This window comes from Oceanobacillus sp. FSL W7-1304 (genome assembly GCF_037969805.1).
GTDB lineage: Bacteria > Bacillota > Bacilli > Bacillales > Amphibacillaceae > Oceanobacillus > Oceanobacillus profundus.
Window position 1 is genome coordinate 3,241,687 of sequence record NZ_CP150211.1, and the last position, 12,117, is coordinate 3,253,803.

The window sequence follows — 12,117 nt, forward strand, 5'->3', positions numbered from 1 at the left end:
GTATGACTAGTAAGACATTAGACAATTTTTTAAATGGTAGTATTTTAGATTTAAAACAACGTGGGCTATTCAATGAAATTGATACAGTAGAGGGAGCGAATGGTCCAGTTATACGGATTCAGGGAAAAGAGTTAATTAACCTTTCATCTAATAATTATCTTGGACTTGCAACAGATGAACGTTTGAAACAAGCAGCAAGTGAAGCAATAGGTTCGTATGGTGTTGGGTCAGGAGCAGTACGTACAATTAATGGTACTTCTGATCTCCATATTGCGTTAGAGGAGAGAATTGCAGCCTTTAAAGGAACGGAGGCGGCAATTTCCTATCAATCTGGCTTCAATTGTAATATGGCTGCGATATCAGCGGTTATGGATAAAAATGATGCGATTTTGTCAGACTCTCTCAATCATGCGTCAATCATTGATGGCTGTAGGCTTTCAAAAGCAAAGATAATTCGATTTGAGCATTCGGATATGGATGATTTACGTCGGAAGGCTGAGGAAGCAAGATCAACTGGCAATTTTAATAAAATAATGGTTATCACTGATGGTGTCTTCTCAATGGACGGGGATATTGCAAAGCTTCCAGAAATAGTTGAAATTGCAGAAGCATATGATTTAATTACGTATGTTGATGATGCACATGGCTCGGGAGTTACTGGAAAAGGCGCCGGTACAGTTAAACATTTTGGTTTACAGGATAGAATAGATTTTCAAATGGGAACGCTTTCGAAGGCTATTGGAGTAGTTGGTGGTTACGTAGCGGGCAAGTCCAACCTGATTGACTGGCTGAAGGTGCGATCACGTCCATTCCTATTTTCTACAGCTGTTTCACCGGCAGATGCGATTGCTAGTACAAAGGCAATTGAATTACTTATGGAAAGCACGGAATTAAATGAAAAACTCTGGGAAAACGGAGACTATTTAAAACAGGGCTTGAAAGCATTAGGTTTTACAATAGGTGCTAGTGAGACGCCGATAACGCCATGCATTATTGGAGATGAGAAGGTAGCGCAGCAGTTTAGCAAGCGTTTGGTTGAAGAAGGGATTTATGCAAAATCAATTGTGTTTCCAACTGTCCCACGTGGAACGGGGCGTGTCCGTAATATGCCGACAGCTGCTCATACAAAGGAAATGCTAGATAAATCGATTGCTGTGTATGAAAAAGTAGGGAAAGAAATGGGCTTAATTTAATTTCGATTGCATAGAGGGGTTTTGGAGATGAAAAAAATTCTAGTTACGGGTGCTCTCGGACAAATTGGATCCGAACTTACAGGCAAGTTGCGGGGTATTTATGGAACCGATCAAGTTATTGGGACCGATATACGGAAGATTGATGGGATTGAAGAACAAGGGCCATTTGAAGTGATGGATGTTACAGATATAGAACAAGTCTTGCATGTTGTTAAAAAGCATGAAGTAGATACGGTTATGCATCTTGCAGCACTTTTATCAGCAAAAGCGGAGGCATTTCCGAAGGTTGCTTGGGATATAAATATGGGTGGTTTGCTCAATACATTAGAGGTTGCAAAGGAATTCCATTTGCAAATTTTTACACCAAGCTCAATTGGTGCATTTGGTCCAACGACACCAAGGGATAATACGCCGCAAAATACATTACAACGTCCAACCACGATGTATGGCATCAATAAGGTTGCTGGTGAGCTTTTATGTGATTATTATTACCAGCGCTATGGGGTGGATACAAGGGGTGTTCGTTTTCCAGGCTTAATTTCGTATGTTGCTCCCCCAGGTGGTGGAACAACAGATTATGCAGTTGAAATCTATTATGAAGCGGTGAAACACAACGCATATGAATCGTATATTGCTGCAGACACCTATATGGACATGATGTATATGCCAGATGCATTAAATGCGATTGTTCACTTAATGGAAGCAAATCCGGAAAAGTTAATTCATCGCAATGCCTTTAATATTTCGGCAATGTCTGCACAACCAGAAGATTTTGCCAAATCGATTCAAAAACAGCTGCCGGATTTTAAGCTTTCATATAAAGTAGATCCGGTTAGACAACAAATCGCTGATAGCTGGCCGAATTCAATCAGTTCTCAAGCAGCAATGGAGGAATGGGGATTTAAGGCTGAATATGATCTCGATCGTATGACGGTTGATATGCTTGATAAAATTAGAAAGAAAGTAGCAGTTTAATAAAATAGGGGATGCATTCGGCATTCGTGAAAAAATAAGTGAAGGTGCCTAATAAAGGCGCCTTCACTTCGTGTTTTTATGCATACATTTCTGCAATTTGTTTTTGCAGCTTGCGATCTTGTACGTATTCATCATAGCTCATCTCTTTATCGATAATACCTTTTGGTGTAATTTCGATTAAACGATTTGCGATACTGTTAATGAATTGGTGGTCATGTGATGTAAACAGAATGGATCCTTTAAATTTAATTAACCCATTGTTCAATGATTGAATAGATTCTAAATCTAGATGGTTTGTCGGTTCATCAAGCATTAGTACGTTTGCATGTGAAAGCATCATTTTTGACAGCATACAACGTACTTTTTCACCACCAGATAGCACATTCGCCTTTTTCAATGCTTCCTCACCAGAAAACAGCATTCTTCCTAAAAATCCGCGTAAAAACGTTTCTGTCTCATCTTCTGGAGAATATTGACGAAGCCAGTCAACTAGTGTTAAATTCCCGTTTTCAAAGAATTTCGCGTTATCTTTAGGGAAGTACGATTGAGATGTTGTGACACCCCAATGATATGTTCCTTCATCAGGTTCCATTTCACCTGCTAAGATTTTTAATAAAGTCGTTTTGGCAATATCGTTCTTTCCAACAAGAGCAACTTTATCATCCTTATTCATCGTAAAGCTAACATTATCTAAGATTTTTACGCCTTCGATTGTTTTACTTAGCCCTTCGACGCGTAATAAATCGTTTCCGATTTCGCGTTCAGGAGTAAAAGCAATGTATGGATACTTACGGGAAGAAGGTCTAATATCATCTAATGTAATATTATCGAGCATTTTCTTACGAGATGTTGCCTGCTTCGATTTCGACGCATTTGCACTAAATCGAGCGATAAAGGCTTGTAGCTCTTTAATCTTTTCTTCTTTCTTTTTGTTCGCATCCTGTGCCATTTGCGTAGCGAGCTGACTGGATTCATACCAGAAATCATAGTTTCCAATATAAATTTGGATTTTCCCGTAGTCAACATCTGCAATATGTGTACATACTTTATTTAAGAAGTGTCTGTCGTGAGAAACTACGATAACCGTGTTTTCAAAGTTAATTAAGAATTCTTCCAGCCACTGGATTGCTTGAATATCAAGTCCGTTAGTTGGCTCATCGAGTAATAGAATATCTGGGCTGCCGAAAAGGGCTTGAGCAAGCAAAACTTTTACTTTTTGATCGGCAGTAAGCTCAGCCATCTTCATCGTATGAAGCGATTCTTCGATACCAAGACCTTTTAGCAATACAGCTGCATCCGATTCAGCTTCCCAACCGTTCATCTCAGCAAATTCGCCTTCTAGCTCTGCAGCACGCATACCATCTTCTTCTGAAAAATCAGCTTTCATATAAATTGCATCTTTTTCTTGCTTTACTTTATACAGCTTTTCGTGTCCCATTAAAACCGTATCAATTACTTCGTTTTCCTCATAAGCGAAGTGGTCTTGCTTTAAGACAGCAAGTCGTTCACCAGGAGACATGGAAACATTTCCCGACTGTGCCTCAACTTCACCAGACAATACTTTCAGGAAAGTTGATTTTCCTGCACCATTTGCACCAATAACGCCATAGCAGTTTCCAGGAGTAAACTTAAGATTTACGTCCTCAAACAGCTTTTTATCACCATATCGTAAACTAACATTAGTAACAGTTATCATTCTGGGTCTTTTCCTCCAATAAAATAAATAGTAATCATGGTAAGCTTACGTTATTTGACGCAACTTTGCAAGAACCCCATAGCATGTTTTACAAAATTGGTAATGTTTTATAGGTTTCCTATTTCGCTGTATTGTAATATGTTATATTAAATAGGAAGTAATTATTATTTATCGGCTATTTACTTTATAGATCTAGACATAATTATAAAACGTTTTAATAGTCTACTCGTCTTGATTCTAATAATCTTAGTCGATGGAAGCTCTTATTTGTTCATGAAATATATGTCAGTTTAATCAGTGAAAAGTGTAAGCACAAAAAATAACTTGTATATTTGCCTATTTTTTGTAATAGTAGTACAAAAGGCTATTAGAAATGCCAAGCTTATAGGTACCTGTCTTAGATACACTTATGCAATTAGGAAAGCTATATGCTTTCCTGCTTTATAGAATCAATTGTTTTATTGCCCATAACGGAAAGGGGGGAAGGGCATGGGTGAAAGGATCATTTATTTCCTTTTTACCGATACAGGCAGTTATTTATCGAAAGCAATAAATTACTACACGAAAAAGTCATTAAATCATGTCTCTATCGGTTTTGATCCGCAATTAAACGAACTGTACAGCTTTGGAAGAAAGCAGCCGAGAAATCCATTTATCGGTGGATTTATTAGGGAAGATATTCAAAGTGAATTTTTAAAGCGTTCAACCTGTGAGCTATACAGTTTTACAGTTACGGAAGAAGAATATGAAGGTATCATTCATAATATAAAAGAAATTGAAGCAAAAAAACAGCTTTATAAATATAATTTTATTGGTTTATTCGGTGTAATGATGGAAATAGAGATTAATCGAAAATATGCCCTATTTTGCTCCGAGTTTGTTGCAACAGTACTGCGAGATATGAAGAGGTTTCAATTTGGCAAACCGATTAGCTTTATTACACCCGCAGATATTCGTAGTTACCCAGGGATGCAGCTGATATATAAGGGAATTCTTGGAGATTATCAGAAGCAGAAACCACTTGAAGAAAGAATACAAGACCAAGCCATACCAAAGCAATCATTTATTTTTCTATTATCTTCTCGATTTAAACGCTTGGGTTTAAAATAAGCAAAAGAACCATCTACATTGTAAATGGTTCTTTTTTTATGGTCAGGAAGCTTTAAATATGGAATGCTATGGATACTTAGCTATCAATACAGCCACGTCCATGCAGCGCTAAAGCTCAAACCGTTGATAAAAAGGAATGCCGTGTTCCCGGCCGGTTACCATGGGCCTAACATCTCCAGACCTAGTGTTTCATATGGAATCTTTAACCGAAAGGCTAGATTGTTTGCCTCGAGGTCTATCGTTTCCACTGCAACATGAAAATTACTGCGAATATCCATATCTGTAACTGCCACATAAATTTCCTGTTCTTGCGGATTGACCGTAACCCATTCTGGCATTGGAAGTAAGTCAGCCATATATTCCATGATTTTTTTGTTTGGGAGTTCTAATAAGCCAACCGATATGGACTTTTGTTTTAAAATAAGGTCGCCATTATCCTGCACTAATGGTTCGAAATGAACAGAAAGTGGGACCGTTGTTGAGAACACAGGCAGCTCTCCAATTAAATGGACATCTTCATCAAGTGATATACGATAGTAATGATCTGAATCTCCAAGTAATTGTTCAATGTATGCATTGACGAGATTATTCAAATTCTGTTTTGATGTTCGTATAATAAACTCAGAGCTTTCTTGATCGCCTCGTTCATGGCGGACTGGAGCTTTATTTTCCGGAACAGGTCCAAATAAGAGTGCGAGAAGCACAACAAAAACAATGCCATTAAAGATTAGCAAGCTATAGAAAGCTTTTTTCCATTTGTTACGTTTCAAACGCTGTTTTCTATCTGACATAGCGTTCATCCTTATCTTCTATTTGTAATATAGTCAAGTACTCGTTCAGCTATTAGATAATACCCCTCATAATTTGGGTGGAAATTATCTTCAGCAAATAAGTTCGTGGCTTTCACTGTAAATAAATCTTCGGTTGGTATAAATGTAATATTTTCGTATTCACTAGCAATGTTGCTGCTTGCAGTGTTCCAGGCTCCAACAATTAAATCGAGCTCTTTAATATCCTTGAAATATTGTTGGAAAGGGTTATAAAAGCCGACAAGATATATATGAGTGTCTGGATTTAATGCAATAATGGTCTCAAATATTTGCCGAATTCGGGATTCATAGCCATCCATTTCGGCAACAAAGTCATCGATAACAAGGTGCATAATGTTTTCCCTGGCGATTTTCATAATATCATTTGCACCAATTGTAATCAGTACTAAATCGGAATCCGCTATTTCTCTGGCGATCTTTTCCTGTCCCAGACGCTTGAGCAATTGATCTGTACGATTCCCGCGCTTCCCAAAGTTAACAATCTCTACAGATTGCAATCCATCATTGATTGTTCGGTCTAATATTCCAATATAACCACCTTGATCCGTCTCATCACCAACACCTTGGGTAAGTGAATCACCGATTGCCACAATCTTGGTTTCTTGATTACTGAAGAAACTAATTGTATTCTGTAGTGCACCAGATATATTTGGTGGAAATCCCGTTTGATCAGTATCTTCTTCTTGTTTTTGGTTTTCTTTACTTGTATCCGACTCATCATTCACTTCATGATCTTCAAATTCTTGTTGCATATCTTGCTCGGGCTGAGTGGCTGGCTCCTTACTCATTTCATTTGACGGTTGCATAAAAAAAATAATGAAAGCTCCGATAATCAGAAGGGAAAAGGTTATATAAACATACTTTTTCAAGTTAATCACACCTATGCAGTTATCTCTTAATATAATATGGAAAAAAGGCTAATTTGTCCGCTTTATAACTATTCGAAATGGATTTATAAATTATATACCCTTTCAAGCACTCCTGTAAAATTATGCTTAAAGAAATCATGGTGTTTGGCTATATATGTATTGCTTGTTATCCATTATTTCAAGGAAGATCCGTAGTGTCTATATCTTAATCGTTTATTCAGAACATCCATTATAAGTTTAATCAATAATATAAAAAGTTAAACTTGAAGTTGATCTTAAATATCGATTGTTTGTTGCATCATAAATATAGCGGTGAACTACTGGGACGGGAGCGAAATTGTTCCAGCAGATTCTACTAATAATAGGAAGTCAGTATACGCACAATCCTTATTTACACATGAGTTCACACTTTCCTTTAAATACGAACATAACAAAATATAATGCTTAATTAAAAAATCGCCCTCTGTTAAAGAAGGCGATTTAAATTTTAGGTCCACTCTTTGGGGATATTCCCGGTTTGATGGAGATGTAAACCTGATTATATATAGTGTTTAAACTGTAACAGTTGCTTGCGTATTATTGCTTCGAAGCTGAAGTGCTAATGCAGCTGGATTTACCTCTGTAACAATAATTCCCGTCGCATTTGCATGCTGCAATGTTTGATTTGTGCTTGCTGCTCCTTCGGCAAAAATAAATTTTATTTCTTTATTTACCAATTGTTCAATAACTGCAGCTGGAAGTTCTTTATCCTTAACCCATAATGCATCAATAGGAGATGAAATTACAGATAATTCATTAGCTGGATCATCTTCTACAGAAATGATTTCAAAACCAAGTTTTTCTAAGGATTTCGTTTCGCTTTGATCAATCCCGATGCTAGCAATAACTTTTTTGCGAATACCTTCCTGACGATTAAATGGAGAGGAAAGCAAGCTTTTAATTACAGCGTCATTCGATTGTTGTGCAACTTGATTAACTCCTGTTGCTTGATCAATTGCTTGCTCTAAGTCTGCCAGAATATCTTCTACAGCTTCTAGTCCAATCGACAAGCGGACAAGCTCTTCAGTTACACCGCTTTTATTCAAATCTTCAGCATTTAGCTGCTGATGTGTCGTTGAAGCAGGATGGATGATTAAGGATTTAGCGTCTCCAACATTTGCTACATGTGACCATAGCTTCACATTGTCGATTAGCTTTCTACCTGCATCGCGTCCCCCTTTGATACCGAATGTAATAATCGATCCATAGCCGCTCTTGAAATATTTCTTAGCAAGCCCATGTGATGGATGTTCCTTTAAACCAGGGAAGCTGACCCATTCTACTGCTTCATGTTTTTGTAAATAGGCAGCAACTTTTTCTGCGTTCTGTGCGTGTCTTTCAATTCGTAAATGTAGCGTTTCTAGTCCTTGTAAAAATAAAAATGCACTTTGGGGGCTTAAGCATGCACCGATATCACGTAATAATTGAACACGAAGTTTTGTAATAAATGCTGTTGGACCAAGATCTTTATATTTTAAGCCGTGATATGTTTCGTCAGGCTCGGTGAAGCCAGGGAATCGATCGTTATTCCAGTCAAATCTTCCACCATCAACAACGACCCCGCCAATTGTCGTTCCGTGACCGCCGATCCATTTTGTTGCGGAATGAATAACAATATCTGCGCCCCAAGTGAGCGGTTTTGCGATATAAGGGGCAAAAGTATTATCAATAATTAATGGAATATCATGAGCATGTGCAATATCAGCAACAGCTTCTACATCAAATACGTAAAGACTTGGATTTGTGATGATTTCACCAAATATAGCTTTTGTTTTATCGGTAATCGCAGCTTCAAATTCCTCAGGTTTTGTACCATCAACAAATTTTACTGTAATCCCATAGCGTGGAAGGGTCGCTGCAAAGAGATTGTACGTACCGCCATATAGGTTGCTGTCCGCAATAATTTCATCCCCAGCTTCCGCGATATTCAAAATTGCTAGCGTAATAGCAGCCATTCCGGATGATGTTGCAACAGCACCAACCCCATCCTCCAGCTGAGCAACACGCTGTTCAAATGCATCAACCGTTGGATTCATAATACGAGAATATATATTACCTGATTCTGCTAAACCAAATAAGTTTTGTGCATGTTCTGTATCACGGAAAACATAAGAAGTTGTTTGATAGATTGGAACAGCACGCGCACCTGAAGTTGGGTCCGGCTGTTGACCACCATGAAGTAATACCGTTTCTGGCTGAAATTGTGACATAATAAAATTCCTCCTTGAAATGTTATGTTTTTTACTAGAAAACTATAAACTTTAATACCGTGGATCACTTGGCTACCGAAACAGCCACGTCCAGCTCCAGCGCTAAAGCTGTAGCGAGACTTCCCTCGCCTCCGTACGATAAAGAAGACTTGCCGACTGGCTAAGACATGAGGCCTAGTCGCACTTATACCCTTGTGGTGAAAGTCAACATTGACTCTAGGTAAAAGGATGGCCGACTAAAACCAGGCTACGCCTAACATCGGCATACCCCTAAAGGGGCGTGTTTCCTTTATCTCCTGCGGCTCAGTCCGTACGTCGCTAACCGGGCGCTTACGCTTTTGTGTTTGAAGAGGGAAAATGAAAAAGCCCTCTTCCTAAGAAGAGGGCGTATGTACGAACCGTTCCTCCTCTCATCTTCCAGGTTTTTACCCTGTAGGATTTAGCACCGTTACAAGCAGGTTAATGCTTTAAGGTTGCCGGGCTTCATAGGGCCTATTCCCTCCGCCGCTCTTGATAAGAGATGTTGCATTATTTAAGTTAGTGTGAGTATACAATGAATTCTATTATCTGTCAATGATGTTTTCTGAAAAGTTTAAATTAGGTTGAATGTAATTGCATGTTGCAGGATTTACCTAAAGCCAGAGATTCATTTTAATGTGTTCTCAAACGACGCTGCGAATTTTTATAAATAGACGCCATATATATAAATAAAGCAGTCCAAATAAAAGCAAACGTAACTAGATGTGCTTGTGAGAAGGGCTCTTTATAGAAAAACACACCAATTACAAGCATCATGGTAGGTGTGATATATTGCAGGAAACCTACCATGGCTAGAGGAATCTGCTTTGCACCACTGGAAAATAACAATAGTGGAACAGCGGTAGCAATACCCGCTCCAATTAAAAATAGGTTCGTAACTGTTATAAATGGTGTAAAAGTAAATGAACCGCTTGGAATAATCCATAAGTAAATAAGTGCGACTGGTGTAATAAGCAATGTTTCAATTGTCAGCCCGGAGATTGCGCTGACATTCACTGTTTTTTTCAGTAACCCGTATAATGCAAATGTGGTTGCTAGCAGCAGTGAAATCCATGGAAATACACCGTAACTGAATGTTAAGTAAAGCACACCAATTGCTGCTAAAATAAAGGAAAGTAATTGACCTTTCGTTACAGGTTCTTTCAAAATGATAATTCCTAGTAAAATACTAATAAGCGGGTTGATATAGTATCCAAGACTTGCTTGCAGGATATGTCCTTGAACAACTGCCCAAATAAATAGAAACCAGTTTAATGTAATCACAATCGCGGCAGCTGTGATCCCAAGTAATTGCTTTTTCTTTTTCATAATTTGTCGGCATTCCTGTATGAAGTTATTCCATTTACCAAGAAAAATGACAAGAAGCAGCATAAATACTGCTGACCATGCTATTCGATGTGCTAGAATTTCCCCAGCTGGAACATAATCAATTTGTTTCCAGTACATTGTAATAATCCCCCATAAGAGGTAGGCACTGAATGTATAGATGATGCCGGTTTTCGTATGCCGATTATCCATTATATTTTCCCTCCTAAGCGGATTTTTTGAACAACCTTTAACATTTCTATAATAGTAGATGGAATTTACCAATTTAGCAATCACTTAGCTTAGCTTAAGTTTTAGAAAACGCTTTCATAATCAAGTTTTATTCGATATGATAGATGTGAGCGTAAGAGACATCTATCAAGAGGGGGTTTGACGATGACACAAAAACAAAATCAAAAACGTATTGAAACGGCTGTCATCCATGAAGGCTATGATACTAAAGAAATGCTTGGGAGTCTTTCCACACCCATTTTTCAAACATCTACCTACACATTTGAAACTGCGGAGCAGGGGGAACGTCGCTTTGCCGGTGAGGAGTCGGGCTATATTTATTCTCGCCTGGGGAACCCAACCGTCCGTGTGCTTGAAGAGCGTATTGCGACTTTAGAAAAGGGAGAAGCTGGTCTTGCATTTGGATCGGGAATGGCGGCAGTGTCAGCTGTTCTCATTGCACTCACCAAAGCAAATGATCACATTATATGTTCATCGGGTTTATATGGATGTACGTTTGGATTTCTAACGATGATGCGAGAAAAGTATAATATAACTACTGATTTTTCGGAGATGAAATCAAAGGAAGAGCTTCGCAGTCTTATTCGGCCAGAAACGACCGTCATTTATGTAGAGACACCGATTAATCCAACGATGCGCTTAATCGATTTACAGCAGGTGGCAGAGGTTGCAAAGGAATACGGTATTCCGGTTGTAGTGGACAATACATTTTCTTCTCCTTATTTACAGCAACCATTGGAATTAGGGTGCGACATTGTCCTTCATAGTGCAACGAAATATATCGGCGGACATGGAGATGTAATTGCAGGTTTAGTCGTTGGCAAAAAATCCTTTATTGATATGCTTTCCAATACAACACAAAAAGATATCGGCGGGGTTATATCTCCATTTGATGCATGGCTTTTACTGCGTGGTTTAAAAACATTGGCGGTTCGTTTGGACCGTCACTGTGACAATGCCCGAAAAATTGTGGCACAGCTGAAGATGCACCGGCAAGTCGCTAACGTATATTATCCAGAAGATGACGACAATCCGGATCTTGCGATAATGGAAGGACAAATGAAACGTGGAGGGGGAATCATTTCCTTTGATGTGAAAGGGAATAAACAGCAGGCGCAGCAGTTGTTAAATCAATTGGGTTTCTTAAAAATTGCAGTAAGTTTAGGCGATGCCGAAACGTTAATTGAGCATCCTGCTACAATGACACATGCAAGCATACCATATGAAGTTCGGCAACAAATGGGTATCACAGACCAGCTCATTCGACTTTCAGTCGGACTGGAAGCGTGGGAAGATATTTGGTCTGATTTAGAGCAGGCTTTAGATCAATTATAAGAAAAGCAGCACTCATTTTACATGCACGTCTAATGCTAATTATTTTCTAGCATGGACGTGTATTTTATTTGTACTTTAATAATAGAATTGGATAGGTAGGAGGGATATTTTAACTTGAAGTTTATATAAAATGTGGATTAGTGTATTTAAATGGATTGTGCGTCTACCCGCTCCGGAAATATAATTCGCGCATCCAAAGGGGAGCTGTTGAGCCTCCTTGTGCTGTCGCACTGCGTAGTCTCACCGATGCTCTTCTTCCCACAG

Annotated in this window: 9 protein-coding genes and 1 riboswitch; of the genes, 4 read left to right on the forward strand and 5 right to left on the reverse strand. The window is 38.6% G+C overall.

Annotated elements, in window-relative coordinates; genetic code table 11:
• Positions 1-2 precede the first annotated feature (2 nt).
• Together NYE61_RS16280 and NYE61_RS16285 are read left to right on the forward strand one after the other, a co-directional pair.
• The gene (locus NYE61_RS16280) at positions 3-1,193 is read left to right on the forward strand and encodes a glycine C-acetyltransferase (protein WP_303448384.1); all 1,191 of its coding nucleotides are present in this window, start codon (positions 3-5) and stop codon (positions 1,191-1,193) included.
• 27 nt (positions 1,194-1,220) lie between these two features.
• On the forward strand, positions 1,221-2,168 hold the full coding sequence (locus NYE61_RS16285; RefSeq protein WP_095307720.1) for an NAD-dependent epimerase/dehydratase family protein: 948 nt from the start codon (positions 1,221-1,223) through the stop codon (positions 2,166-2,168).
• A gap of 76 nt (positions 2,169-2,244) precedes the next feature.
• On the opposite strand, the gene NYE61_RS16290 is transcribed toward NYE61_RS16285, so the two are convergent.
• Entirely contained in the window at positions 2,245-3,864 is a 1,620-nt protein-coding gene (locus NYE61_RS16290; RefSeq protein ID WP_095307721.1) for an ATP-binding cassette domain-containing protein, read from the reverse strand.
• Positions 3,865-4,353: 489 nt separating this feature from the next.
• Here NYE61_RS16290 and NYE61_RS16295 point away from each other — a divergent pair, with 489 nt between their 5' ends.
• Positions 4,354-4,974 (forward strand): hypothetical protein, encoded by a 621-nt coding sequence (locus NYE61_RS16295; RefSeq protein ID WP_303448383.1) that lies wholly within the window; start codon positions 4,354-4,356, stop codon positions 4,972-4,974.
• Between the two features lie 155 nt (positions 4,975-5,129).
• On the opposite strand, the gene NYE61_RS16300 is transcribed toward NYE61_RS16295, so the two are convergent.
• The 4 genes from NYE61_RS16300 to rarD all read right to left on the reverse strand — a co-directional run bounded on the left by NYE61_RS16300 (position 5,130) and on the right by rarD (position 10,479).
• Positions 5,130-5,765: a YpmS family protein gene (locus tag NYE61_RS16300; RefSeq protein WP_251660206.1), complete on the reverse strand. Its 636-nt coding sequence runs from the start codon at positions 5,763-5,765 to the stop codon at positions 5,130-5,132.
• 11 nt (positions 5,766-5,776) lie between these two features.
• The gene (locus tag NYE61_RS16305) at positions 5,777-6,673 is read right to left on the reverse strand and encodes an SGNH/GDSL hydrolase family protein (RefSeq protein ID WP_240033700.1); all 897 of its coding nucleotides are present in this window, start codon (positions 6,671-6,673) and stop codon (positions 5,777-5,779) included.
• 551 nt (positions 6,674-7,224) lie between these two features.
• A complete protein-coding gene (locus NYE61_RS16310; protein WP_251660207.1) occupies positions 7,225-8,922 on the reverse strand; it encodes an O-acetylhomoserine aminocarboxypropyltransferase/cysteine synthase family protein in 1,698 nt (565 codons plus the stop codon).
• Positions 8,923-9,329: 407 nt separating this feature from the next.
• A riboswitch (SAM riboswitch) is annotated at positions 9,330-9,442 on the reverse strand.
• A gap of 131 nt (positions 9,443-9,573) precedes the next feature.
• Positions 9,574-10,479 carry an EamA family transporter RarD gene (gene rarD, locus NYE61_RS16315; protein ID WP_303448382.1) on the reverse strand — a complete coding sequence of 302 codons (906 nt, stop codon included), beginning with the start codon at positions 10,477-10,479 and terminating at the stop codon, positions 9,574-9,576.
• A 183-nt stretch (positions 10,480-10,662) separates the two neighbouring features.
• On the opposite strand from rarD, the gene megL reads away from it, so the two are divergent.
• The gene (gene megL, locus NYE61_RS16320; protein WP_251660209.1) at positions 10,663-11,853 is read left to right on the forward strand and encodes a methionine gamma-lyase; all 1,191 of its coding nucleotides are present in this window, start codon (positions 10,663-10,665) and stop codon (positions 11,851-11,853) included.
• Positions 11,854-12,117 lie beyond the last annotated feature (264 nt).

Bases quoted from the DNA above. Each gene is read 5' to 3' on its own strand.
- NYE61_RS16290 (WP_095307721.1), bottom strand. From the start codon at position 3,864: ATGATAACTGTTACTAATGTTAGTTTACGATATGGTGATAAAAAGCTG.
- rarD (WP_303448382.1), bottom strand. From the start codon at position 10,479: ATGGATAATCGGCATACGAAAACCGGCATCATCTATACATTCAGTGCC.
- NYE61_RS16295 (WP_303448383.1), top strand. From the start codon at position 4,354: ATGGGTGAAAGGATCATTTATTTCCTTTTTACCGATACAGGCAGTTAT.
- NYE61_RS16310 (WP_251660207.1), bottom strand. From the start codon at position 8,922: ATGTCACAATTTCAGCCAGAAACGGTATTACTTCATGGTGGTCAACAG.
- NYE61_RS16285 (WP_095307720.1), top strand. From the start codon at position 1,221: ATGAAAAAAATTCTAGTTACGGGTGCTCTCGGACAAATTGGATCCGAA.
- NYE61_RS16280 (WP_303448384.1), top strand. From the start codon at position 3: ATGACTAGTAAGACATTAGACAATTTTTTAAATGGTAGTATTTTAGAT.
- megL (WP_251660209.1), top strand. From the start codon at position 10,663: ATGACACAAAAACAAAATCAAAAACGTATTGAAACGGCTGTCATCCAT.
- NYE61_RS16300 (WP_251660206.1), bottom strand. From the start codon at position 5,765: ATGTCAGATAGAAAACAGCGTTTGAAACGTAACAAATGGAAAAAAGCT.